22 protein-coding genes and 1 other annotated feature are annotated in these 25,623 nt (G+C 56.4%); of the genes, 7 read left to right on the top strand and 15 right to left on the bottom strand.

Annotation, left to right across the window (positions count from 1 at the left end):
* Positions 1-110: 110 nt before the first annotated feature.
* Positions 111-518 (bottom strand): Cu(I)-responsive transcriptional regulator, encoded by a 408-nt coding sequence (cueR, locus tag H0S68_RS05335; RefSeq protein ID WP_122077539.1) that lies wholly within the window; start codon positions 516-518, stop codon positions 111-113.
* Between the two features lie 107 nt (positions 519-625).
* On the opposite strand from cueR, the gene copA reads away from it, so the two are divergent.
* The 3 genes from copA to ybaK all read left to right on the top strand — a co-directional run bounded on the left by copA (position 626) and on the right by ybaK (position 5,004).
* Complete coding sequence (copA, locus tag H0S68_RS05330) at positions 626-3,346, top strand: copper-exporting P-type ATPase CopA (RefSeq protein WP_410529213.1); 2,721 nt, start codon at positions 626-628, stop codon at positions 3,344-3,346.
* Positions 3,347-3,495: 149 nt separating this feature from the next.
* Complete coding sequence (locus H0S68_RS05325; RefSeq protein WP_410529212.1) at positions 3,496-4,299, top strand: TraB/GumN family protein; 804 nt, start codon at positions 3,496-3,498, stop codon at positions 4,297-4,299.
* Between the two features lie 225 nt (positions 4,300-4,524).
* Positions 4,525-5,004: a Cys-tRNA(Pro)/Cys-tRNA(Cys) deacylase YbaK gene (gene ybaK, locus H0S68_RS05320; RefSeq protein ID WP_020825546.1), complete on the top strand. Its 480-nt coding sequence runs from the start codon at positions 4,525-4,527 to the stop codon at positions 5,002-5,004.
* A 47-nt stretch (positions 5,005-5,051) separates the two neighbouring features.
* Here ybaK and H0S68_RS05315 read toward each other — a convergent pair whose 3' ends face one another.
* Together H0S68_RS05315 and ushA are read right to left on the bottom strand one after the other, a co-directional pair.
* The gene (locus tag H0S68_RS05315; RefSeq protein WP_410529211.1) at positions 5,052-5,792 is read right to left on the bottom strand and encodes a methyltransferase family protein; all 741 of its coding nucleotides are present in this window, start codon (positions 5,790-5,792) and stop codon (positions 5,052-5,054) included.
* Positions 5,793-6,027: 235 nt separating this feature from the next.
* Positions 6,028-7,680: a bifunctional UDP-sugar hydrolase/5'-nucleotidase UshA gene (gene ushA, locus H0S68_RS05310; protein ID WP_116691044.1), complete on the bottom strand. Its 1,653-nt coding sequence runs from the start codon at positions 7,678-7,680 to the stop codon at positions 6,028-6,030.
* A gap of 180 nt (positions 7,681-7,860) precedes the next feature.
* Here ushA and H0S68_RS05305 point away from each other — a divergent pair, with 180 nt between their 5' ends.
* Together H0S68_RS05305 and ybaL are read left to right on the top strand one after the other, a co-directional pair.
* On the top strand, positions 7,861-9,078 hold the full coding sequence (locus H0S68_RS05305) for an MFS transporter (protein WP_020825543.1): 1,218 nt from the start codon (positions 7,861-7,863) through the stop codon (positions 9,076-9,078).
* Positions 9,079-9,325: 247 nt separating this feature from the next.
* Positions 9,326-11,017, top strand: coding sequence for a YbaL family putative K(+) efflux transporter (ybaL, locus tag H0S68_RS05300; protein WP_041414282.1), 1,692 nt, complete (start codon positions 9,326-9,328; stop codon positions 11,015-11,017).
* 270 nt (positions 11,018-11,287) lie between these two features.
* On the opposite strand, the gene H0S68_RS05295 is transcribed toward ybaL, so the two are convergent.
* The 12 genes from H0S68_RS05295 to H0S68_RS05240 form a co-directional block, all read right to left on the bottom strand.
* Complete coding sequence (locus H0S68_RS05295) at positions 11,288-12,592, bottom strand: inosine/guanosine kinase (RefSeq protein ID WP_020825541.1); 1,305 nt, start codon at positions 12,590-12,592, stop codon at positions 11,288-11,290.
* A 91-nt stretch (positions 12,593-12,683) separates the two neighbouring features.
* On the bottom strand, positions 12,684-13,646 hold the full coding sequence (gene hemH, locus H0S68_RS05290) for a ferrochelatase (protein ID WP_044548739.1): 963 nt from the start codon (positions 13,644-13,646) through the stop codon (positions 12,684-12,686).
* 146 nt (positions 13,647-13,792) lie between these two features.
* The gene (locus tag H0S68_RS05285; RefSeq protein WP_410529210.1) at positions 13,793-14,941 is read right to left on the bottom strand and encodes a glycerate kinase; all 1,149 of its coding nucleotides are present in this window, start codon (positions 14,939-14,941) and stop codon (positions 13,793-13,795) included.
* Positions 14,942-14,950: 9 nt separating this feature from the next.
* Positions 14,951-16,216 (bottom strand): GntP family permease, encoded by a 1,266-nt coding sequence (locus H0S68_RS05280; protein WP_410529209.1) that lies wholly within the window; start codon positions 16,214-16,216, stop codon positions 14,951-14,953.
* Positions 16,217-16,334: 118 nt separating this feature from the next.
* Positions 16,335-17,468: a sugar diacid recognition domain-containing protein gene (locus H0S68_RS05275; RefSeq protein WP_020825537.1), complete on the bottom strand. Its 1,134-nt coding sequence runs from the start codon at positions 17,466-17,468 to the stop codon at positions 16,335-16,337.
* 166 nt (positions 17,469-17,634) lie between these two features.
* Positions 17,635-18,279 (bottom strand): adenylate kinase, encoded by a 645-nt coding sequence (gene adk / locus H0S68_RS05270; protein WP_020825536.1) that lies wholly within the window; start codon positions 18,277-18,279, stop codon positions 17,635-17,637.
* Between the two features lie 203 nt (positions 18,280-18,482).
* Positions 18,483-20,348, bottom strand: coding sequence for a molecular chaperone HtpG (gene htpG, locus H0S68_RS05265; protein ID WP_410529208.1), 1,866 nt, complete (start codon positions 20,346-20,348; stop codon positions 18,483-18,485).
* A 143-nt stretch (positions 20,349-20,491) separates the two neighbouring features.
* Complete coding sequence (gene recR / locus H0S68_RS05260; RefSeq protein ID WP_020825534.1) at positions 20,492-21,097, bottom strand: recombination mediator RecR; 606 nt, start codon at positions 21,095-21,097, stop codon at positions 20,492-20,494.
* Positions 21,097-21,426 carry a YbaB/EbfC family nucleoid-associated protein gene (locus H0S68_RS05255; protein WP_020825533.1) on the bottom strand — a complete coding sequence of 110 codons (330 nt, stop codon included), beginning with the start codon at positions 21,424-21,426 and terminating at the stop codon, positions 21,097-21,099. Before H0S68_RS05255 ends, recR begins: the two co-directional genes overlap by 1 nt.
* A 41-nt stretch (positions 21,427-21,467) precedes the next feature.
* Entirely contained in the window at positions 21,468-23,420 is a 1,953-nt protein-coding gene (gene dnaX, locus H0S68_RS05250; protein WP_410529207.1) for a DNA polymerase III subunit gamma/tau, read from the bottom strand.
* Positions 22,071-22,135: a sequence feature (DnaX frameshifting element), on the bottom strand. It overlaps the preceding gene by 65 nt.
* An 83-nt stretch (positions 23,421-23,503) precedes the next feature.
* Complete coding sequence (gene apt, locus H0S68_RS05245; RefSeq protein WP_020825531.1) at positions 23,504-24,055, bottom strand: adenine phosphoribosyltransferase; 552 nt, start codon at positions 24,053-24,055, stop codon at positions 23,504-23,506.
* 192 nt (positions 24,056-24,247) lie between these two features.
* Entirely contained in the window at positions 24,248-24,628 is a 381-nt protein-coding gene (locus H0S68_RS05240) for a DUF454 family protein (RefSeq protein ID WP_020825530.1), read from the bottom strand.
* A 150-nt stretch (positions 24,629-24,778) separates the two neighbouring features.
* Here H0S68_RS05240 and priC point away from each other — a divergent pair, with 150 nt between their 5' ends.
* Positions 24,779-25,315, top strand: coding sequence for a primosomal replication protein PriC (gene priC / locus H0S68_RS05235; RefSeq protein ID WP_020825529.1), 537 nt, complete (start codon positions 24,779-24,781; stop codon positions 25,313-25,315).
* 101 nt (positions 25,316-25,416) lie between these two features.
* Entirely contained in the window at positions 25,417-25,596 is a 180-nt protein-coding gene (gene rsmS / locus H0S68_RS05230; RefSeq protein WP_020825528.1) for a pleiotropic regulatory protein RsmS, read from the top strand.
* Positions 25,597-25,623: the final 27 nt, after the last annotated feature.

The following is a 25,623-nucleotide window of genomic DNA, read 5'->3' as shown; positions in this document are numbered from 1 at the left end:
TATGGACATAGCAACAATAAGAGGCATTTGGTAGGGGATAAATGGGAGTAAGTTGTATGGTTGATCAATGAACATAAGTTCTGTGATCTAGCTAATAACCGTTATCTTTTTCACCGTTTCTCTGTGTGGCAACACCCTGCCAGGTTATTAATGATCGGGCACTCTGCTCCGTCATCCCCCGGGCACTGATCCGCCAGCGCCAGTAAACGCTGGCGCATCTCACCCAACTCGGCGATGTGCTTTTCAATGTCCGCCACTTTTTGCAGGGTGCGTGCTTTCACATCGGCGCTGTGACGGGCCGGATCGTTGAACAACGCCACCAGTTCGCCGCACTCGTCCAGGTTAAACCCCACCTGCCGCGCCTGACGCAGCAACGTCAGCTCCTCAATGTGCTTCGGGCTGTAGCTGCGGTAGCCGTTATCGGTGCGGATCGGCGCGGTAACCAGCCCTTTCTCTTCATAGAAGCGGATTGCCTTGCTGGTTAAACCGGTTTTTTTCGCCACGTCGCTGATATTCATTTATCCCCCTTGACCTTCCCCTTGCTGGAAGGTTTAGACTCCATTCTTAGTGAAAATAGGCTAAGCGGTCAACCTTTAAACACCGCACCTGAGCGAGGAATCGAATCATGTCACAAACCACAGTGCTGGCATTGCAGGGACTGACCTGCATGAACTGCGCGCAGCGGGTGAAAAAAGCCCTGGAAAGCCGCGAAGATGTCGAACAGGCAGAGGTCAATGTCCACTATGCCAAAGTCACTGGCGAGGCGCCGAGCCAGGCGCTGATTGACAGCGTAGTCGCTGCCGGCTATCAGGCCGCCGTGGCGCAACAGCCGGATACCGAGCTGCAGTTGAACGGTCTGAGCTGCATGCACTGCGCTGCCAGCACCCGCAAAGCGCTGGAAGCGGTGCCGGGGGTGATTGCCGCCGACGTCAGTATCGACAGCGCCAAGGTTTACGGTGACGCCGCTTCCGAGGCGTTGATCGCCGCAGTTGAAGACGCGGGTTATCACGCGAGCCTTGCCGGAGCCGCTACCTCCCCAAAAACTGAGCCGTTGACTGAATCAGTCCCTGTATTGCCGGAAACCCAGGCAACGGCCTCGTCTCCCCTTCCGGCAACCTCTCATGGCGATGATGATGACAGCGTGCAGCTTTTGCTCAGTGGCATGAGCTGCGCCAGCTGCGTCAGTAAAGTGCAAAATGCACTACAAAGCGTATCCGGTGTAGATCAGGCGCGCGTCAATCTGGCGGAACGCAGCGCGCTGATCACCGGCAGCGCCGATCCGCAAGCGCTGGTCGCGGCGGTCGAGAAAGCCGGTTACGGCGCAGAAATGATCCAGGACGAAACCGAACGCCGCGAGCGCCAACAGCAAACTGCGCAGGCCAATATGAAGCGTTTTCGCTGGCAAGCCGCGCTTGGCCTGGCGCTGGGTATCCCCTTGATGGCCTGGGGGCTGTTTGGTGGCAGCATGTCACTGACGCCGGAAACTCAGCGTCCGTGGCTGCTGGTCGGCCTGCTCACGCTGGCGGTGATGGTGTTCGCCGGCGGGCATTTCTATCGTAATGCCTGGCGCGCGCTGATGAACGGCAGCGCCACCATGGACACCCTGGTCGCACTGGGCACCGGTGCCGCCTGGCTGTACTCAATCAGCGTCAACCTGTGGCCGGATTTCTTTCCGATGGCGGCGCGGCATCTGTACTACGAAGCCAGCGCAATGATCATCGGTCTGATAAACCTGGGCCATGCGCTGGAACAACGCGCTCGCCAGCGCTCATCACAGGCGCTGGAACGGCTGTTGGATCTGACGCCGCCGACGGCGCGCCTGGTGACCGACGATGGCGAGAAAAGCATCCCGTTGGCGCAGGTGCAGCTCGGCATGACGCTGCGGCTGACGACCGGCGATCGTATCCCGGTAGACGGTGAGATAATTCAGGGTGAAGTCTGGCTGGATGAAGCAATGCTGACCGGCGAGGCGGTGCCGCAACAAAAAAGCGTGGGTGATACCGTACATGCCGGTACGGTGGTCGATGACGGCAGTGTGCTATTCCGTGCCGGCGCTATCGGCAGCAAAACCACCCTGGCACGCGTCATCAAGCTGGTGCGTCAGGCGCAGAGCAGTAAGCCTGAGATCGGTAAGCTGGCGGATCGCATTTCTGCAGTATTCGTCCCGACGGTAGTGGCCATCGCCCTGTTCAGCGCCGCAATCTGGTATTTCTTCGGCCCGCAACCGCAGCTGGTTTATACGCTGGTGATCGCCACCACGGTCTTGATCATCGCCTGCCCTTGCGCACTGGGTTTGGCGACGCCGATGTCGATCATCTCCGGAGTGGGCCGCGCCGCCGAATTTGGCGTGTTGGTACGTGATGCCGATGCCTTGCAGCAGGCAAGCCAACTCGACACCCTGGTGTTTGATAAAACCGGCACCCTGACCGAAGGTCAGCCGCGGGTGGTAGAAATCCTCACGTTTAACCAGGTGAGCGAGCAGCAGGCACTGCGCTGGGCTGCCGCATTGGAACAGGGCGCCAGCCACCCGCTGGCCCGTGCCATCGTTGATCACGCCGAAGGACAAGCGCTGCCGCAGGTTGAGCAGTTCCGTACTCTGCGCGGTGCAGGCGTTAGCGGCGAAGTGGACGGCATGAAGTTGCTGCTGGGCAATGCTGCGTTATTACAACAGCATCAGGTGGCCACCGCCGAGCTGGACACACAGATGCAGCAACAGGCAGAGCGTGGCATTACGCCGGTGCTGCTGGCCGTCGAGGGTAAGCCGGCCGCGCTGTTCGCCATCCGTGATCCGCTGCGCCGCGACAGCGTTGAAGCGCTACAGCGCTTGCACCGTCAGGGCTATCAGTTGGTGATGTTAACCGGCGACAACCCGGTGACCGCCAACGCCATTGCCAAAGAGGCCGGTATCGACCGGGTGATTGCCGGCGTGTTGCCGGAGGGCAAAGCCGAAGCGATCAAACAGCTGCAGGCGCAGGGGCACCGCGTAGCCATGATCGGCGACGGTATCAACGACGCGCCGGCGCTGGCGCAGGCCGATGTCGGCATTGCCATGGGAGGCGGCAGCGATATCGCCATTGAGACTGCCGCCATCACCCTAATTCGCCACAGCCTGAACGGCGTCGCCGATGCGCTTGAGCTGTCTAAAGCCACATTGCGCAATATGAAGCAGAACCTGCTGGGGGCCTTTGTTTATAACACGCTCGGCATCCCGATTGCCGCCGGGGTACTGTATCCGTTGACCGGCACCCTGCTCAGTCCGGTGGTGGCGGGCGCGGCTATGGCGCTGTCCTCCATTACCGTGGTCAGTAACGCCAACCGACTGCTGCGTTTTAAACCCAAACGCTAAATACCCAAGGGGCGCAAATAGTGCGCCCCTTTTTCTTTGGGATAATTCCTTCACTCTTCAGGCTTTCTTGTCCAGCGGATAGCGTTTAGCATGGGGAATCCTCACCTTGCCAAGCCAAGGGTGAACACGCTATTCAGGAGCCACGCTGTATGGGTCAACTGTTACGCCGAATCGCCGCCTTTCTCGGCCTGATATCCCCGATGACTTACGCCTACCCGGCGCTGGATATTCGGCTGCCCGGCGATCGTCAGTTCCATCTGGTGGGCAGCATTCATATGGGCACGGTGGATATGTCGCCGCTGCCGGCCAAGCTGGCAGCTCGCCTCAAACAGGCAGATGCCCTGATTGTTGAAGCCGACATCACCGGTTCCGCCTCGCCCTTTGACCGCATCGAACAGCAACCGGAACTTGAACAGCGGCTCTCAGAGTCAGAATTTCAGCAATTACTGACGCTGTGCCAGGAGCTGGGTGCCGACGTCGACAGTTTTTCCACCCTGCCCGGCTGGCAGGTAGCGTTAATGATGCAAGCCCGTCAGGCTCAGCGATTGGGATTACGCGCCGAATACGGCGTGGATTATCAACTGTTGCAGGCGGCCAGAGACCAGCATAAAAAGGTGATTGAGCTGGAAGGGGCGGAACACCAGATGAGTATGCTGGAACAGTTACCGGAGGGAGGAATAGCACTGCTGCGCGACACGCTGGAGCACTGGCACACCAACGCGCGCTTGCTGCAAACCATGGTGAGTTGGTGGCTAGACGCAAAACCCAGCGGTATGCTCGAAACCCTGCCCGCCACATTCAGCGCCGATCTGTATGACGTGTTGATGCACCAACGAAATCGCGACTGGCAACAAAAGCTGGAGGCGTTACCGCCAGGAAATTACGTGGTGGCGGTAGGCGCACTGCATCTGTATGGCGAGGATAATCTGCCGGCGATGCTGCAGGCGCAGTAAAAAAGTGGCCAATATCGCTACTGGCCAGTCAAAGAGGAATTTCTTGTATTTTAGTTATACGCATAGCAACCGTGTTAACGGTTACAACAGACAGGGTAGCAACCCAGTGAACATCTTGGCAACCCGCTTTACGCGGCTGCCACTCAGGTTGCTGTTACCGTTATATTTTTGTAATTTTGTTGCATCCGTTTGCAACCTCCCGCTTAACGGGGAAGAGGAAAACACATGACGCCCGCAGTGATCCTGCTTGAGAAACAAAAAGTCGCTTTTACCCTTCATCCTTATCATCACGACAGTGCTGAAACCAACTTCGGCGATGAAGCAGTGAAAAAATTGGGGCTGGATGCAGACCGCGTCTATAAAACGTTACTGGTGGCGCTGAACGGCGACGCCAAACATCTGGCAGTGGCGGTCACACCGGTAGCTACACAGTTGGATCTGAAAAAGGTCGCTCGTGCGCTCGGCGCCAAAAAGGCAGAGATGGCCGATCCGCTACTGGCGCAGCGCGTGACGGGTTATCTGGTCGGCGGCATCAGCCCGCTGGGGCAAAAAAAGCGGCTGCCAACGGTGATCGACAGCCCGGCACAGCAGTTCGCCACCATTTATGTCTCCGGCGGTAAACGCGGGCTGGACATCGAACTGGCGGCGCAAGATCTTTGCCGGCTGTTGGCCGGCAGCTTCGCCGATATCGCCAAGCGCGACTAGAAGCCTGATGACGCGGCCGCAGTCCCAACGTCGGCCGCGGGATCTGATTACTCCGTCGGCTTATTCCGTATCCCCATTCGCGGCAACAACATGGGAACATGTCGGCAATACCGCTGATAATCCGCCCCTAAAGCTTTAAGCAGGCTACGTTCTTCAAAATAAACACCCACCAAAATATATAATGTCATACCTGAATTAAATAATAGACGCCCAGCGGTCATCTCTGGCGTGAACCAAAATGCCAGTAACATTCCCGTCATCATGGGATGCCGTGTCAACCGGTAAAATCCTCTTACCTGAAAAGGCAAATCGGTATATTGGCGTTCTCTCCATTGCAGCCAGGATTGTCGCAAGCCAAATAAGTCGGTGTGGCTGATCATGCAGGTTGACGCAAAGACCACGAGCCAGCCTAGCGCACTAATACCGTTAAGCCCCCATGCGGCAACACTGTCTGGCTGTAGCCGCCACAAGACGCCCGGCAGTGGTTGCCACGCAAGCGCCAGTAGCGCCAACGACGCACCGGCAATTAACACATAGGAGCTTCTTTCCAATGCCGGGGACAGCGCCAAACGGCCCTTGAACCTCTCATGGGCCATAACGGAATGCACCAAGCCAAACAGCAAAAGCAAAACGATATTCACCAGCCAGGGCCATACGTCGGTATCCTCCCTAACGGCGACCATATTTCTCAGCCACCAGCCGTTAAGTAATAAAATAAGCAAAACAAAGCCAACCACTCCTAAAAAATAGCCGACGACGCCATATAAAAGCACTGCTGTCCTGTACATTTCATTTCCTCTTCAATCACGATTATTTCGCTGAGCTTTATTCCCTGGAAAATTATTATTTAAGGAAGATAAAATCATTAACCCTAAAGGTATAGACAAAGAAAATAGAAATACAATTATGCAAGACAGGGAAAACAATATTGAAATTAATAATATTAGAATTCTTTTATACTAGAAGTGTGGTAATGCAGGGAAAATCGACGGCGGCTTTTAACCGGTAAAAGCCGCCATAATATTATTGATAAACGATCTCGCCTTTAGGCTCATAGGCCGCTGCGTCCAGCGGTGAGTGCTTCTCGATGTATTGCTTCAAGACTTCGGCATCGATAAACCCGGTGTTGACGTAGCTTGGCAGGGTATCCAGCTTCGGATAACCGTCGCCGCCCAACGCATTGAAGTTCAACGTGGCCATACGGTAGGTTTTGTCCGCCTGCAGCGGTTCCCCCTTGATCTTGACGTTGCTGACGCCCTGACCGTCCGCTGTTAGGCTAACGTTGGCAAACTGCGCATAGGCCCCGGAATCTACCTTCATGTTGGCGACTACAGCCAGGTATTTTTCCACGTCGCTGCCTTTCATCTCGACGTAGACCAGCGTATTGCCGAATGGCTGCACTTTCAGCACGTTTTTATAGGTGATATCGCCGCCTTCAATCGAGTCACGCACCCCGCCACCGCTCATCACCGCAAAATCAGCCTCGGCACGTTCCATCTGCGCTGCCAACAAGACGCGTGACAGGTTGGTCTGTACAAAGCGCACTTTGCTGCGGTCGCCTTCCAGCTTGCCGTTGACGCTGCCAATCTTGACGTCCAACTGCGCCTTACCTTTTTCCTGGAACGGCGTCAGCAGCTTCATCATGGAAGGATCTTCTGCGATCTGTTGGGTGTAAAACACACGCTCACTGGTGCCGTCGGCTTTCTCCACCTTCTTCTTCAGGTTGACCGGAATCAGTTGGTAATGCACCAGCTTCAGTTCACCGTTACGGAACTGGAAATCGGCGCGGCCCACGTACTTGCCCCACTCATGCGCCTGCACAATCCAGGTGCCGTTCTGACGATCCGGCGCGCACGGCGTGCCCGGCACATAATCCACCTGCTTGTGGTTCTCGCTCGCCATACAGACCGGATCCTGCGAATGACCACCAACGATCATGTCCAGATAGCCGGCAGGCAGGCTGCGCGCCATCTCAACATCGCCCGGCGCGTTGGAGCCGTGATTGCCGTCATCGTAATGGCCCATGTGCGTTGCGGCGATAATCACGTCCGGCTTTTCGTCCTTACGCAATTGCTCCACTACCTGTTTGGCTTCCTGTGCAGGAACACGGAACTCGATGTCGGTAAAATACTCCGGGTTGCCAATCTTGGCCGTGTCATCCGTCGTCAGGCCGATGACCGCAATCTTGATCCCCTGCTTGTCAAATAAGGCATAGGGCTTGAACAGACGCTGCTGGGTGCTTTTTTGATAAATATTGGCCGACAGCAAGGGGAAGGTCGCCCACTTTTCCTGCTGACGCAGCACGCTGAGCGGGTTGTCGAATTCATGGTTACCGATCGCCATTGCGTCGTAACCCACCAGATTCATGCCGCGGAAGTCCGGTTCGGCATCTTGCAGATCGGATTCCGGCACGCCGGTGTTGATATCACCGCCCGACAGCAGCAACAGACTGCCCCCCTGCGCCGCGACTTCCTGACGGATGCTGTCTACCAAGGTTTTCTGTGCACCCAAGCCATATTCGCCATGATCGTTCTGCCAGAAATGGCCGTGGTGATCGTTGGTGTGCAAAATGGTGATGTCGTAGGTCTTATCCTTTTCCCAGGCGCTGGCGGCTCCCGACAGGAAAGTCAGGGATACGGCCAAAGCGCATGCGGTGGTTTTTAACGAAAAGCGCATGGCAGAACTCCATATGATCATTAACGGCTTTTTTGAGGTGACCGAAATTGTAACGCGAAACAAAGCCCTTTGATTTCAAATTTTTGCGATATACGTCAAATTATGTCGGATATGGCAAATATTGAACAACTTGCTAAGATATCTGCTCTGTCCTCTAAAACTTACCAGGCTAATAATAAAATGACCGACCGTAGCGATACTGCCATGCCACCGGCCAAGGGCAGCGCGGTTAAAGGGACTGCATTCTCGATTCTCGGTGCCATCAGCGTCTCTCACCTGCTTAACGACATGATTCAATCGCTGATCCTGGCGATTTACCCGATCCTGCAGGCTGACTTCAGCCTCAGCTTCGTGCAGATCGGTATGATTACTCTGACCTATCAGCTCACGGCTTCCCTATTGCAACCGTTAATCGGTTACTACACGGATAAACACCCGCAGCCCTATTCGTTGCCGATCGGCATGGGCTTTACGCTGTGTGGGCTGCTGCTGCTGTCCGTCGCCAATACCTTCCCGCTGGTGCTGCTGGCAGCGGCGCTGGTCGGCACCGGTTCCTCGGTATTCCACCCTGAGTCCTCCCGCGTTGCGCGCATGGCCTCCGGTGGCCGACATGGCCTGGCTCAATCGTTGTTCCAGGTCGGCGGTAACTTTGGCAGCTCTCTCGGCCCCCTGCTGGCCGCGCTGATTATTGCGCCTTATGGCAAAGGTAACGTGGCCTGGTTCTCACTGGCCGCGCTGTTGGCTATTGTGGTGCTGTTGCAAGTCAGCAAATGGTATCAACATCAGCACCGGGCAACAAAAGGTCAGCCAAAAGCCTCCTCGACGGTGAAACCGCTGCCAAAACGTACTGTCACCTATGCGCTGGGCATCCTGCTGGTACTGATTTTTTCCAAATACTTCTACTTGGCCAGTATCAGCAGCTATTACACCTTTTATTTGATACATAAGTTCGGCGTTTCCGTGCAGAATGCGCAGTTTCACCTGTTTGCATTCCTGTTTGCCGTAGCAGCAGGAACCATAATTGGCGGGCCTCTCGGCGACAAGATAGGGCGTAAATATGTTATTTGGGGCTCAATACTGGGTGCCGCGCCATTTACACTGGCTTTACCCTATGCTTCTCTCTACTGGACCGGCATTTTAACCGTCATTATCGGGGTAATTCTCGCTTCGGCATTTTCGGCCATTCTGGTTTATGCACAGGAGCTGATCCCCGGGAAAGTGGGTATGGTTTCCGGTTTATTCTTCGGTTTTGCTTTTGGTATGGGGGGATTAGGCGCAGCCGTTCTTGGTTATGTCGCAGATTTGACCAGTATCGAATTGGTCTACCAAATCTGTGCTTTCTTGCCACTGATCGGCATTATCACCGCATTACTGCCTAATATGGACCATAACTCGTAATAACCCTGATAAAACCCGGCTGAATCATTGCGCTCAGTCGGGTTATCTCCCGAACAAACCAACGTTATTTGACTTATTTAGTGTTAAATCCCCTTACTGCCCTGCCCAAAGCGGAATCCTCTGCTTTTTCGCAAAAAAGCTCAATTTAGCTAAGCAAGACGCGAACAAATGCAATAAACTAAATGTATCTTTTCGTAACTTTGTTGCGTTTCCCCTCTGCTGCCATGCATAGCTAGAAGGAGTCTGGATGCATAATTCAACACCCTTAATCACCACCATTGTCGGAGGGTTAGTACTTGCCTTCCTCCTCGGAATGCTGGCGAATCGCCTGCGCATCTCCCCGCTGGTGGGGTATCTTGCCGCAGGCGTGCTCGCCGGCCCTTTTACCCCCGGTTTTGTTGCCGACACCTCGCTGGCACCGGAACTGGCGGAAATCGGCGTGATCCTGTTGATGTTCGGTGTTGGCCTCCATTTCTCGCTTAAAGACCTCCTGGCAGTTAAACATATCGCTATTCCCGGTGCCGTAGCACAGATTGCCGTCGCCACTCTTTTGGGTATGGGGCTGTCAAAGCTGCTCGGCTGGGATTTGATTTCCGGCCTGGTGTTCGGTCTCTGTCTTTCTACCGCCAGTACCGTGGTGCTGCTGCGTGCGCTGGAAGAACGCCAACTGATCGACAGCCAGCGCGGGCAAATCGCCATTGGCTGGCTGATCGTTGAAGACCTGGCGATGGTGCTGACGCTGGTATTGCTGCCTGCGTTCGGCAACATGCTGGGCAATGACAACGCCAGCAGCGGCCAGTTGCTGACTGAGCTGGCAATCACCATTGGTAAAGTCATCGCCTTTATTGCGCTGATGATTGTGGTAGGCCGCCGGCTGGTGCCGTGGATCCTGGCGAAAACCGCCAGCACCGGCTCGCGCGAGCTGTTTACCCTTGCCGTGTTGGCACTGGCGCTCGGCATTGCCTATGGCGCGGTGAAGCTGTTCGACGTTTCCTTTGCCCTGGGAGCCTTCTTCGCCGGCATGGTGCTGAACGAGTCGGAGCTGAGCCATCGCGCGGCCCACGATACCTTACCGTTGCGCGATGCCTTCGCCGTGCTGTTCTTTGTGTCGGTCGGCATGCTGTTTGATCCGATGATCCTGATCAACGAGCCGCTGGCGGTGCTGGCAACGCTGGCGATTATCGTGTTCGGGAAATCGGCGGCAGCGTTCCTGCTGGTGAAAATGTTCGGCCACTCCAAACGCACCGCGCTGACTATTTCTGCCAGTCTGGCGCAGATTGGCGAGTTCGCCTTCATTCTGGCCGGCCTTGGGATCACGCTGGGCATGATGTCGGAGCACGGCCGCAATCTGGTGCTGGCCGGGGCTATCTTGTCGATTATGTTGAATCCGTTGCTGTTCACGCTGCTTGAGCGTTATCTGGCCAAAACCGAAACCATGGAAGACCAGATAATGGAAGAAGCGGTGGAAGAAGAAAAGCAGATCCCGGTCGATATGTGCAACCATGCGCTGGTGGTCGGCTATGGCCGCGTCGGCAGCCTGCTGGGGGCAAAGTTGGCCGAAGCCGGTATTCCGCTGGTGGTGATCGAGAACTCCCGCCCACGGGTGGAAGCCCTGCGTGAACAAGGCATCAAAACGGTGCTGGGCAACGCTGCCAATCCGGAAGTGATGGATCTGGCGCGACTCGACTGTGCACGCTGGCTGTTGCTGACCATTCCCAACGGTTACGAGGCCGGTGAAATCGTGGCTTCGGCACGTACCAAGCGGCCGAACATCGAGATCATCGCCCGTGCGCACTACGATGACGAAGTGTCTTATATCTCCGATCGCGGGGCGAATCAGGTAGTGATGGGCGAACGAGAAATCGCCAACAGCATGCTGAATATTCTCAAACTGGATACGCTGAGCGAAGAAGAGAAAATGGGCGGTTGCCCGATCTGATAAGCGATTCGATATAAAAAAGGTCCGGCATGCCGGACCTTAATCTGATGACAAGTTGTTTTTGAACCCGAGATAGCCGGGCCTAGCGCACCGAGGGGCGGTTATGGGACACATCCTTGTGTCCCACCCTGCGGGCCGACTTGGACGTCGTTCCCATTTGCTCCCGGCAAATGGGTCGGCGGGCAAGCCGCTACGACCCCTTCGGCACGCTCTCCCTAATAACGGGCTTTATGAGTAATCTAAGGTCCGGCTTACCGGACCTTTTGCTTGTTAGCGTTCCCAGTAAGACTCTTCCAGACTGTCTTCCCGCTCCGGCAGGCCACGCGTCAGGCGCGGCGAATGCTGATTCAGCACCTGATAGCTGACACGGTTAGCGTATTTACACACCTGCGCCAGCGAGGAATAGGTCAGATAGCTGCGAACGTGCTTGCTGGAGTTAGGCACGTTATTGCGGTGATAACCGTTGGCGGCGATATCATGCAGCAACGCCGACAGTGCGCCATCACCGGCACCGTTGGTGTTCATGATTTTCTCCGGCCCGCCCATGTAAGGCGCGATGTGCGAATAGATGCGGAACGGATTTTCACAGCTTTCACGGCGCATGGCGCGGCTGAACTCATAGCGGTTGAATTCGGCAATATGCCCCGGCAGCAGCGGATGCTGGGTTTCCCGCTTATTCGACTCTTCGGTATAACCCGCCATATACAGACCGTTTGGCCCGGCGGTGCACAGCACCAGATCCACCCATTCAAGCGCCATGTCAGAGGCAGTCAATGGATCGCTCAACCCGGTCAACTCCAGCGCTTCATCTTCGTTCATCGCCAGGATCGACACGTGTTGTTGCAGGAAGTCGCGCCACCATTGCGGGTTATCGGCGATCACGTACTTGGTGCCCAGCGTCAGTACCACCGGTACGTCGTGCTTTTTGGCAAATTCAATTGCCTGCATGGTGGCAGCCGGCATCGGCTCCCCTTCCTTGCAGCGCACCAAATATGACGTCAGCACCAGCGCCGAAGCACCGGCAATCACCTCTTCCTTCACGCTTTCCGGCCGCAGTTGATTCATCTGCCCGGGGCTGATGGCAAAGGTCCGTTCGCCGCTTTCGCCGATCAGCGTAAAGCAGCGGCCAATAGCACCGTCAACCGCCTGCAGGTGGTTAAGATCGGTACGGCTGGAGGTGTTGCACAGATAGCGATAGGCGTAGCTGCCAATCTTGATATTGCTGCACATCACGCCGAGCAGAACGGAACGGTCGTCCGCCAGCACGGAGTAGTTGTGCAGAGTATTGCCGATGGTGCCGCCAGCAAATTGATGGGTGATCAGATTATTGTCGATCAGTTCCTGATACAGCGCCTCGGCAACGTCATCCTCAATCACCAGGGAGTGCCCCAGGCTCAGACCGTAACGCTGGACGAAGGCATCGTCCACTTTGGCTTCGATATCCACCAGCGTCTGATCGATACCGACGATATAGGAGGTGCTGATTTCATTTTCAGGCTGAGCTTGCTGCAAGAGCGGATCGCGGGCGTTCACCGGAAAATAGTGTTTGGACTTACGTTTACCAGGAAATTTCATTTATTTGGCGGCAGTGGCAGTTAACAGGCAGAGAATGTTAGCACATTCCTGCCCGATTGATGATGACTGTCACTATTTTGCGCTCTGGGGATCAGAGGTGCTGCGCCACCAGTTGCTGCATCATATCAATGTGCGCCGGTTCGTCGTTCAGCGCAGAAATGTACTCAAACTTCTCGCCGCCCGCCTCGAGGAAGATTTCGCGGTTTTGCTCTTTGATTTCTTCCAGCGTTTCCAGACAGTCCGCCGAAAAACCTGGGCAGATAAGCTGAATATGTTTAACGCCTTGCGCAGGCAGGCCCTTGAGGGTTTCATCGGTATACGGCGTCAACCAGGGTTCACGGCCAAAACGCGACTGGTAGGTCATCATGACCCGATCCGGCGCCAACGGCAAAGTGTCGGTCAATGCACGAAACGTATCCTCACAACGCTGCGGATAATCGTCGCCGAGGCGTGCATAGCGCTTGGGAATGCCGTGGAATGACAGCACCAGCCGGTCCGGTTGGCCATGCTCGGCAAACGAACGCTCCACGCTTTGACGCAATGCGGCGATGTAAGCCGGGTGTTCGGCATAGTCACGGATAAAGCTGATCGACGGCAGGCGGCGATAGCCTTTCAATATGCGCGCCACGCCGTCCCACACGGCTGCACTGGTTGAACAGGAGTATTGCGGGTACAACGGCAGTACTACCAGATTGGTCACGCCCTGTGCCAACAGCTTGTCTATCGCTTCGCCCAGGCTCGGTGAACCGTAGCTCATGCCCAATTCAACTGGCGTGTTCGGCATACGTGCGGCCAATGCGCGCTGCTGACGGCGGCTGTAGACCAGCAGTGGTGAGCCTTCGTCCATCCATACCGACTTATACAGCTTGGCAACGCGCGGCGAACGGATCGGCAGGATCGCACCGTTGAGGATCGGCCACCAGATCAATGGGGCTGTATCCACTACGCGGTCGTCACTGAGGAATTCCTTCAGATAGCGTTTTACCGCCGACGAGGTCGGAGCATCCGGCGTGCCCAGGTTCACCAGCAATACCCCGTGTTTCTCTTGCTTCATCTCAGTTCCCCTTGATTCCTTGCAAGCTAACCCCCTGTTCTGGGTCAGGGGGTTAACGTCGATTAATGGCGCCTATTGTAACGGAAAAGCGCCTCGTCGGAACCGATATCAGCAACAGGCGTTGCCCATGATAAAGGGGAATGATATTAACTCTGCGCCAGTCGCCAGACCGCCGCCACATTACGCGCCGTCACCTCCAGGTTATCGGCCGCTTCCGCCAACGCTTCCTCCAGAGAGACAACGCGATCGAGCACCGAAAAAGCGGCGTCAATTCCGTGCTGGTGCACCACCTGATAATCTTTCGACAGGCTGCCGGCAATGCCGATCACCGGCAAACCAAAGCGTTTAGCCACCCGCGCCACGCCAATCGGCGTTTTGCCATGGATAGACTGACTGTCCAGTCGCCCTTCGCCGGTGATCACCAGGTCGGCATCGCGCAACGCCTCTTCCAATTGAAGGGTTTCGATCACGATCTCAATGCCGGGGCGCAATCGGGCGTTTAGCATGCCAAGCAATGCCGCACCCATTCCCCCTGCCGCTCCTGCACCGGGCGCGTTGATAACCTCACGCCCGGTAGCCTGTTCCAGCAATGTGCCGTAATGGCACAGCGCCGCATCCAACTGCGTGACCATTTCCGGCGTGGCTCCCTTCTGCGGGCCAAACACCGCGGAGGCTCCGTTAGCACCACACAAAGGATTATCCACGTCGCAGGCCGCCGTGATGCTCACCTGCTGCAGACGCGGATCCACCCCGGAAAGATCGATATAGGCCAACTGCGCCAGCGCGGCCCCTCCAGGCGGCAAAGCCTGTCGATTCTCGTCCAGCAGTCTGGCCCCCAGCGCCTGCATCATGCCGGCCCCGCCGTCGTTGGTGGCGCTGCCGCCAATGCCAAGAATAATCGTCTTAACGCCGCGCTCCAGCGCAGCCAGGATCAGCTCACCGGTGCCATAACTGGTGGTCATGCGCGGATCTCGCTGCGCCTTGGGAGCCAGATGCAACCCGGAAGCCGCCGCCATCTCGATAACGGCAGTTTCTCCCTCTCCCAGCAAACCATAGAAGGCCTGTACCGGCTGGCCCAACGGCCCAGTGACCGCGACCCTGACGATTTCCCCGCCGGTGGCTGCCACCATCGAATCCACCGTGCCTTCGCCGCCGTCCGCCATGGGTAGCTTCACATACTGTACCTGCGGGAAGATCTGGCGGAAGCCGCGTTCGATGGCTTCCGCCACCTCCAACGCACTCAGGCTTTCTTTAAACGAATCCGGCGCAATCACCACTTTTTTCAGCGTTTTCATTACTCTTCCTTATCCCGCCAGATTAAATACGCCAAACATCAACGCCGAGACGGCCGCGATGGTAAAGCCGACCAGTGTTTCATAAGGCAGTAGCTTCAACCGTTGATGCACGGCCATATTGACGCCGCCGCCGGTGGCATGGAAGAAGCTGCCGTGCGGCAGGTGATCCAGCACCGTTGCGCCGGCATGGATCATAGCCGCCCCCGCCAGCCCGCTGACGCCCAGCTCCAGCAGAGTGCTGCTGAAGACCCCGGATGCCACGGCGGTACCTGCGGTTGTCGAAGCGGTGGCCATCGACATTAATGCCCCAGAAAGCGGAGCCAGCAGCCAGGCCGGCATGCCGGTGCTGGTCAACCCGCTGATGAGCACGTCCTTCAGCGAAGAGTTGGCGATAATGCCTGCCAGCGTACCGGTGCCAAGCAGCATAATCGCTACCGGCGCCATACGGGACAGGCCGGAAACCATAAACTGGTTGCACTGGCGGATGCGGCCCATCAGCAATGCGCCCACCAGACCGCCCAGCGGCAACGCTATCAGCGGATCGATGGCAATACCGGCGATCGGCCGCAGCGACAGCAGAACAATGGCAACCAAGGGTGCGCTGATCGCCGCCGCAAAGCCCGGACGAATGCCTTCGGCTTGCTGCGTCAGCTCTTCCGCCATCACCTTATCGCCCTTATCACTCAAACGGCGGGCCAGCAGATAGGCCACCATCAATCCGCACAATCCTGGCACGATACCGGCCATCATCACCGAGGTCAGCGGCACGTGGAAGTTGTCGGCCGCGGCAATGGTGTTGGGGTTTGGTGACATCACGTTACCGGCCTTGCCGCCGCCGATCATCGCCAGCAGTATCGCCGCACGCGAGATCCCGGCCTTCTGAGCGATGGAAAGGGCAATAGGCGCCACGGTGATCACCGCAACGTCGATAAATACGCCCACTGCCGTCAGGATCAGTGTAGCTACCGCCAGCGCTAACAGCGCACGGGTTTCCCCGACTTTGCGGACGATGGTTTCAGCGATGGTGTGCGCCGCGCCGGACTCGATCAACACCCCGGCCAGCACCCCCGCCGCCAAAATGCGCATCACGGCATTGGTAATGCCCTGCGCACCGGTGATCATCAGCGTCACGGTCTGCACCAGATCGGCGCCGCCGCATAATCCGCCCGCCAGCGCACCGGCAATCATGCCGTAGGCAGGCGGGACCTTGCGTAAAATCAGGACGATAGCGACGACCAATGCCACCAGCGCCCCAAGCGTGGATACCGTTGTCATTATTGTTTTCCCCGTTGTTGGTGTGGGGAAAACATATCCTGAGCGCCGGACATTGGCGTGAGAGAAAGCCACAAAAACATGCGTGCGCACACAGCGGAAAGTTGTGGTTTTACACAACTCAGCCGTGCATCAGCATGCCGATATACAGCTGCAAGGCGTCCGTTAACTGATTGATTTTTAATTCAGTAATGGCTTCAATACGCTGCAGGCGATAGCGCAAGGTATTGACGTGAATATGAAGCTCGGCGGCGGTCTGCGTCTGATCACAATTCCGCGAAAAATAGTGCCTCAGCGTGCTGCGTAATACCCCTTTTTCATCCTGTTCGCCCAAAACCTGCCAGGGGCGGGAAAGCTCTTGAGCCCGCCAGTCTTCACCCAGATCGCACAGCAGTGACGGTAGCGGATAATCTTGGTAAAACAGCGTCTTGTGCCGTAACTTCAAGCGTTTCGCCATCGCCTGGGTGGCGCGAGCCGTCAGGCTTGAACGGTGCAACCCTGCTTCGCCGCTAAAGAAACCACCGACAATCAACCGCAGGTTGAAACGCGACTGAAGCTGGCTCTGTAACTGCTGCGCCTGTTTGCGCTCCTGCTTCACATTCCACTCCCCCTGCACCAGACTGGCAGGACGCAGCAGGATCATTTCGTTGAACCCGGTGATGGCGATCAGCGCTTCGCGCTGAGTCTGCTCCAGCTCCGTCAGCAATTCACGCAGCAGGTGCGGCTGCGTGTCCTGTAATTCTGCGATCCAGACAATCCGTGGCTGTTGCAGATCTAACCCCAGGTAGGCGGCCATCGCCTCCAGCGAGCCTGATGCCGGCTGCGGTTGCAGCAACTGATTGGCCAGTTCCTCGCGGTAGCGTTTTTCCCACTGATGTTGATCCAGCAACGCCGCCTGCTCCACCATCATTTCGGCCGCCATTTTCACCAGTTCGGCATAGGCACGTACCTGCGCGGGTTCACCGGAAATACCGATCACCCCCACCTGTTGGCTGTGAAAACTGAAGGGCAAATTGATGCCGGGCCGCACTCCCTTGAGGTGCGCGGCAGTCACCGCATCGATTTCCACCACCCGGTTTTCGGTCAGCGCCAGAACAGCGCCTTCATGACGCTGAAACAGGCGTGAGGGATTGCCGGAAGCGATGATGACACCGTTGCTGTCCATCACATTGACAGAATGGCTGATGATGCTCATCGCCCGCTGCACGATCTGGCGTGCGGTGGATTCTGCCAGCAAATGGGTTGGTCTGAGCATGCGGATTGTCCCCGGGGATTAAGATGGGGGAGTTATACGCCATTTCTCTCGGTGGATTAAAGGGCACAGGCGCAACAAGCCACGGCGATCACAATTCGGCGGGTAAATAATAAAAAAAACGCCAGGCGGATGAGGCCTGGCGCTATGCACAGCAATGAAAAACCGATTAGCCGAGGATGTTCGCCAGTTCGGCGCTCACTTCGGTCACTTTGCGGGTGCCGTCGATTTTACGGTATTGGGTGTTACCTGCAGCAGCTTCTTTGCTGTAGTAGGAAATCAGCGGTGCAGTCATCTGATGGTATTCCACCAGACGTTTACGTACGGTTTCTTCCTGATCGTCTTTACGAGTTGTCAGTTCTTCACCGGTCGCGTCGTCTTTACCTTCCACCTTCGGTGGATTGAATTTAATGTGGTACACGCGGCCAGAAGGGGCATGTACGCGACGACCAACGATGCGATCGATAATCAGCTCGTCCGGTACGTCAAATTCCAGCACGTAATCCACATTGATGCCGGCTTCTTTCATCGCGTCAGCCTGTGGAATGGTGCGTGGGAAACCGTCCAGCAGAAAACCTTTACGGCAATCTTCCTGGGTGATGCGTTCTTTAACCAGTGCAATGACCAACTCATCGGTCACCAGCTTGCCGGCGTCCATGATTTCTTTCGCCTGCTTGCCCAATTCACTGCCGGCCTTCACGGCTGCGCGCAACATATCACCCGTAGAGATTTGCGGAATACCGTATTTCTCCATGATGAATTGAGCCTGAGTACCTTTACCAGCGCCCGGAGCGCCCAGCAGAATGATACGCATTGCGTAAATCCCCTTGCTATGTAGTTTTTATAAAATTGCGAAAACGCTCAACCATACCATTTCAGGGGGGGCTGGCTCAAGGTACGCGAGGAAATCGATTGCGGCGCCAAAGGGAGGAAACAGAGAATAAAGCGCGGAAAATCGGCAGGAAAAACAAAAAAATACGCCCAAAATTCGCGGATTTTGGGCGTATATACTCGGAATTATGCGGACAACAGTTTATTCATACGACGGATAAACTGATTTGGATCCTCCAGGGTGCCGCGTTCAGCCAGCAGTGCCTGATCCAATAACAGATCAATCCATTCGGCGAATTGTTCGTTATCGCCCACATCGGATGCGCGTTTGACCAACGCATGCTCCGGATTCAGTTCGAAAATGTACTTCACCGCCGGCGCTTCCTGGCCCGCAGCGGCAAACAGCTTCGCCATCTGGGTGCTCATTTCGTCGGCATCGGTGATAACGATAGCCGGCGTGTCGGTCAGACGGTGCGTCAGACGCACGTCCTTCACGCGATCGCCCAGCAGGGTTTTCACACGGTCAACAAAGGGCTCCAGCTGCTTCTCGGCGGCCTTCTGCTCTTCGGTTTCGTCTGCCAGCTTGTCCAACGCGTCATCTGCCTTGCTGACGGATTGGAACGGCATGCCGTCGAACTCGGTCAGGTAGCTCATCATCCATTCGTCGATGCGGTCGGAAAGCAGCAGCACTTCAATGCCTTTCTTGCGGAACAGTTCCAGGTGCGGGCTGCTCTTGGCGGCAGCATAGCTGTCGGCGGTGATGTAATAAATCTTCTCCTGCCCTTCTGCCATGCGGCCCACGTACTCTTCCAGCGAGACGGTTTGCGCCGAGCTGTCTTTGTGGGTGGAAGCAAAGCGCAGCAGCTTGGCAATGGCTTCTTTGTTGCCACCATCTTCCGCCGGGCCCTCTTTCAACACCAGACCAAACTGCTGCCAGAACTTCTGGTAGCCTTCCGCATCGTCTTTAGCCAGTTTCTCCAGCATCTGCAACACACGCTTGGTCAGCGCACCGCGCAGGTTCTGGGTCACACGGCTGTCTTGCAGGATCTCACGCGAAACGTTCAGCGGCAGATCGTTGGAATCTATCAGGCCACGCACGAAACGCAGGTAGTTCGGCATGAACTGTTCAGCGTCGTCCATGATGAACACGCGCTGCACGTACAGCTTCAGCCCGTGCTTGTGATCGCGGTTCCACATGTCCCATGGCGCCTGGGCAGGAATGTACAGCAGGCTGGTGTATTCCTGCTTGCCTTCCACCCGATTGTGGCTCCAGCTCAGCGGATCGGTAAAGTCGTGCGCGATGTGCTTGTAGAACTCTTTGTATTCTTCGTCGGTCACGTCAGCCTTGCTGCGGGTCCACAGGGCCTGCGCCTTGTTGATTTTTTCCCAGGTGACGGTGCCGTCTTCTTCGTTTTTGCTTTCAATCTCAACCGGCAGTGCAATGTGGTCGGAGTATTTGCCGATCACGGAACGCAGACGCCAGGCATCGAGATACTCATCTTCGCCTTCGCGCAGATGCAGGGTAATTTCGGTACCGCGATCTTCTTTGCTGATATCGGCAATGGTGTAATCGCCTTCGCCGACAGATTCCCAGAACACGCCTTGATCGGCCGGAGCGCCCGCGGCACGAGTGCGCACGGTGACTTTATCCGCCACGATGAACGCGGAGTAGAAACCCACGCCGAACTGACCAATCAGCTGGCTGTCTTTGGCCTGATCGGAACCGATGGATTCCAGGAAGGCTTTGGTACCTGACTTGGCGATGGTACCCAGGTTTTCAATCACTTCCTCACGGCTCATGCCAATACCGTTGTCGGCAATGGTCAACGTACGCTGTTCTTTATCGAAGGAAAGGCGCACACGCAGCTCGCCGTCACCTTCATACAGCTCAGGCGTCGACAGTGCGCGGAAACGCAGCTTATCGGCGGCATCCGAGGCGTTGGAGATCAGCTCGCGCAGGAAAATTTCTTTATTGGAGTACAGCGAATGAATCATCAAATGAAGCAGTTGTTTTACTTCAGACTGGAAACCACGGGTTTCTTGACCTTTCATACTCATTGATTACCTCAAAGACAATAGCTACCAAAAGCGAACAATGAGGATTAAGTGGGGACAAGGGCGTTGTTTTTCAAGCGGCTGGCGGGAAATTTTTGCAGATAGCTGACGGGGCCAAATAGCCCCATCAGAGGAAAACATCAAAACTTGATAACGTGACGACCGGCCAATGAATGCGACAACGTGGTACCGTCGACCATTTCCAGTTCACCGCCCACCGGCACGCCGTGGGCTATGCGGCTGGCGACCACGCCATACTGGCCGCACATCTCGGCGATATAGTTGGCGGTTGCCTCACCTTCCACCGTCGGGTTGGTGGCCAGGATCACTTCAGTGATGCTTTCTTTTTCCAGCCGTTGCTCCAGCCGATCCAGACCGATATCACCGGGCCCAATGCCGTCCATCGGCGACAGATGGCCCATCAGCACAAAGTAACGTCCGGCGAACTGACCGGTCTGCTCGATGGCGTGAATATCCGCCGGGCTTTCCACCACGCAGATCTGGCCGTTTTGCTGACGGCGCGGATTGGCGCAGATGGTGCAAACGTCCTGCTCGGTGAACGTACGGCAATCGGCACAGTGGCCAATCTCTGACATGGCGCGGGTCAGCGCCTGCGCCAGACGCATCCCACCGCTGCGATCGCGCTGCAACAGCTGGAACGCCATACGCTGCGCCGACTTCGGGCCAACGCCCGGCAGGCAGCGCAACGCCTCCATCAGTGTTTCAAGGAGCGGGCTGGTCTGCATTAGAACGGCATCTTAAAGCCAGGTGGCAGTTGCATGCCGCTGGATACAGACGCCATCTTCTCTTTCTGGGTTTCGTCGATACGGCGCGCAGCATCGTTAATCGCAGCGGCGATCAGATCTTCCAGCATGTCTTTGTCGTCTTCCATCAGACTCTGATCGATCTCCACACGACGGCAGTTGTGCGCACCGTTGATGGTGACTTTCACCAGACCGGCGCCAGATTCGCCAGTCACTTCCAATTTGGCGACTTCTTCCTGCATCTGCTGCATTTTTTCTTGCATTTGCTGGGCTTGCTTCATCAGGTTGCCCAGACCGCCTTTACCAAACATAGTCGTCTCTCGTCGCTAGGGCCGCGCACTTTACGCGGCGTTTAAATGGGGCGAATACTCTCTTCATCCAGGTCTGCGTCGAAGAACCGGCGCAGCGTTTGGATATTGGTATCCGCAACGATCGACTGGCGCGCCTGCGCCAGTTTTTCTTCATAAATGGCTTGGCGCCACTCCAGCGGAGTCCGCTCCGCCGGATTATCGTCTTCCACCACGGTCAGTTCAACCGGACTGCCGTACAGCTCGGTGAGTGCATCGGTCAACACCTTCTGCGCCGAAGGCGAGTTCAGATGGCGCTGCGACGACCGCAGATGGAGACAAATTTTACCTGGTTCCAGCACTTCTTTAACCGCGTTCAACGCCAGTTGCTGCACCAGTTTTGGAATTTTCAGCTTATCGATTTCTGCCGCCCAGGCATCGCGTTCCAGCGACTCCACCACCAGCTTGGCTGACAGTTCGGGCGTTTTTTCATGCTCAAGAGCCGTGCGCAGCGCTTTTGGCGTCGCCAGCGGTTCCGGCTCTGCCTCGGGCTCGGTCTGTGCACGCCAGCGATAAGCTTCCGGCTTGGCCGGTTTTTGCTGAACAAGTTTTTCCGCCTGGCGCTGCTGGCTGCGCTCAGTCACGGAAGCCAACCGCTCCAGTGCTGAGTTTGCCGGCCGCGCTTTTCCTGGCGCCGCCGGTTCACTCTTTTTTGGTGTGGATGCTCCCTGCCGCAACAGCTGGGTGCGCGCCTTTAATAATTGCGCGGTGGCATCCGGTAAATTAGCCTGCTGATTATTCTGTGGCGCAACCTGGCCTAACGGCGGTGTCGCGTCCTGAAACTGTGGTGGTTGAGCCACCTGCTGAGCCTGCGGTTGCGCCATCTGCGCCGGTGCGGTTTGCACCATCGCCACCGGCTCCGGGATCACCGCTTTCGGGTGAAATGCCAGCGCACGCAGCAGGGTCATCTCAACCCCCATACGGCGATCCGGGGCAAAGGCCAGCTCTTTACGGCCGACCAGCAGGGTTTGGTAATAAAGCTGTACGTCCGTCGGCGGCAAAGTACGCGCCAGCTCACGCAGCCGCTGTTCAATGGCGGCGTAATGATTGTCCAGTACCGATGGCAGTAACTGCACCATCGCGATCCGGTGTAGCAAGGCCAGCGTTTCGATCAGCAGGTTTTCCCAGTCAACACCGCGTGAAGCGGCTTGCGCGACCTGCGCCATCACCTTTTCGCCATCTGCGCTCACCAACGCTTCGAGGATTGCCAGCGGCTGTTCGTCGTCCAACGTACCGAGCATTTGGCTGACGGTGGTGGTGGTCACCTGCCCTTGCCCCATCGCGATAGCCTGGTCGGTGAGGCTCAACGCGTCACGCATACTGCCGTCGGCAGCACGTGCTATCAGCTGCAGCGCGCGCTGGTCGCTGGTGATTTGTTCTGCCTGCAGAACCGTTTCCAACTGGTTGCGGATCTGCTCGACATCCAGAGCCTTAAGATGAAATTGCAGGCAGCGCGACAGGATAGTGACCGGCAGCTTTTGCGGATCGGTCGTCGCCAGCAGGAATTTGACGTGAGAAGGCGGCTCTTCCAGCGTTTTCAACAGCGCATTGAAGCTGTGACGCGAGAGCATGTGCACTTCGTCAATCAGGTAAACCTTGAAGCGGCCGCGGGCGGGTGCGTACTGGACGTTATCCAGCAGATCGCGGGTATCTTCCACCTTGGTTCTGGACGCGGCGTCGATCTCGATCAGATCAACAAAGCGGCCCTGCTCAATCTCGCGGCAGTTGTCGCATTGACCGCACGGCGTGGCGGTGATGCCGGTTTCACAGTTCAGGCCTTTGGCCAGCAAGCGCGCAATGGTGGTTTTACCCACGCCGCGCGTGCCCGAGAACAGATAGGCGTGATGAATCCGCCCCAGCGAGAGGCCGTTAGCCAGCGCAGTCAGGACATGTTCCTGTCCGACAACATCTGCAAACGTTTGAGGGCGCCACTTACGGGCAAGAACCTGATAGCTCATTAATACCGGAAAAGTCGAGTAATCTGGAGGGTCATGCTAACACAGCCCCGCGGCGATCCGCGAGGCCGTTGTGGTAATGCAGATCAGTGGCCGGCGAAGTTCACCAGGCAGTAGCATTCAATACCCAGTGAGTTCAAACGCGCTTCACCGCCGAGATCCGGCAGGTTAATGATGAAAGCAGCGTCTTTAACTTCACCGCCCAGACGGCGGATCAGTTTTGCGGTGGCTTCAATGGTGCCACCGGTTGCCAGCAGATCGTCCACCACCAGCACTTTATCACCGGCACTGATGGCATCGGTGTGTATTTCCAGTTGGTCAGTACCGTATTCCAGCTCATAGCTTTCGCTGAGCGTCGCGCGCGGCAGCTTACCCGGTTTACGCACCGGAACAAAACCTACGCCCAGTGCCAGTGCCACCGGTGCGCCAAACAGGAAACCACGCGCTTCGGTGCCAACCACTTTGGTCACGCCCGCTTCGCGAAAGCGCTCAACCAGCAATTCGATGCTGGCAGCATAAGCCAGCGGGTTTTCCAGCAGGCTGGTGACGTCACGGAACAGTATGCCCGGCTTAGGGTAATCCGGAATGGTTTTGATACTGTCTTTAATAAACTGAAGCTGCTGTGCAGTAGCGGTCATAATTATTGCCTGATAAAACTGCCTGATGACTTGCGCGCCGATCGTCTGGAACCCGATCCCGGCATAAACAGGGAATGGGAGGCCACCCGCGCACGAAAACGCCCAAATCTATGCAAACTGACGGACAAATGCAACTTTCCCCTGCATCTTTCAAAACGCAGCCTGAAAGCTATTGAATATCATAGGCCACAATCAGCGCTGTTTTTGTTGCGATAAGTCAACAACCGGCAAGCGCAACATGAAGGTCAGCAAAATAGCCAGCATCAGCAACAGCACTCCACGCACCCACCAGATTTTCACTAGCCACAACGAAAGTGCGAATGTCAGCACAATCACCACCACCGCCTTCCATTTAGCCCCTGGCGGTAAGGCGCGATGCTGCTGCCAATGGCGCAGATAAGGCCCGAACCAGGAGCGGTACAATAGCCAACTGTGGAAGCGTGGTGACGAACGGGCGAAGCACCAGGCGGCCAACAGCAGAAACGGCGTCGTCGGCAGCAGTGGTAATACCACGCCCAACGTCGCCAACACCACCGCCAACCAACCGAGGATAATCAATAACCAACGCGTCATGCGAGCCCTTGTCCATCAACCTGTCTGGCGTTACTTTATCACCGCCTTCCCCCGTGCCACCAGCCGCAACGGGCGGAATATATGCACGGCGCTTGTTTCACGACGCGATCGCGGGCAAGCTGAGCCCACTAACACCCCAATGGAGCCGACGTGAGCACCCAGCGTCTTTTAGAAGCGTTAGAACAACAAATCAAGGTATTGGCCAGCGAGATCACGCCCCGCGGCGACGCGCCTATCCCTCAGGCACGCTTCGATACTGCGCTGTTTTCTAACCGCGGTACACGACTGCGCGATTATCTGGCCGAAGTGCAAAAGAACTTCGCCCAGTTGCAGACGGCGGCCAACGACAATCGCACCACTCAGGTGGCCTTTCTGGCTGAAAAGTTGCTGGCACAGCTCACAGCCCTGCAACGCGAGCTGGCAACCCAGACGCTGCGCCGTAAGAATCAGCCCAAAGAGGTGGCAGCGGTCGATCTGTATCACAAGCTGGCCGAACATCAGGATTATGAACGTCGGATCATTGCAATGATTCAGGATCGGGAAAGCCTGCTGGGAAGGCAGACGACGCTGGCGGCACAGCAAAAGCTTCAACATGAGCTGGCTGCGTTAGAAGGCCGACTGACGCGTTGCCGTCAAGCGCTGACGCGCATTGAGCGCAGTATTGAACGTAAAGAAAACGGTTTTTGAAGATTTATCACAATATTTTAATGATTATTCCCCCCAATCGGGCTTGTTCACTATACTCAGCCGAACGAAGTATCATTCATCTCAATTAAAACGTGGGTTTTATGTCTCTAGAAAATGCCTCACCAGAATTGCAACTGGCGGTAGATCTGATTTACCTGCTGGAATGCAATGAGATCGATCCCGCCACCGCGCTGGCGGCGCTGGATATTGTCAAACGTGACTACCAGGAAAAGCTGCAGCGCAACGGCGTTACCTCCCCATATCTGCCTGTCGGGCAGTGAAAAGGGTTCAGCCTGCGCTGAACCCAG

The sequence above is a fragment of the Serratia sp. AXJ-M genome (assembly GCF_046531865.1).
In the GTDB taxonomy this organism is placed as follows: domain Bacteria; phylum Pseudomonadota; class Gammaproteobacteria; order Enterobacterales; family Enterobacteriaceae; genus Serratia; species Serratia liquefaciens.
Note: the sequence above shows the minus strand (reverse complement) of the source record. Positions and strands in the feature narration are given on the sequence as shown.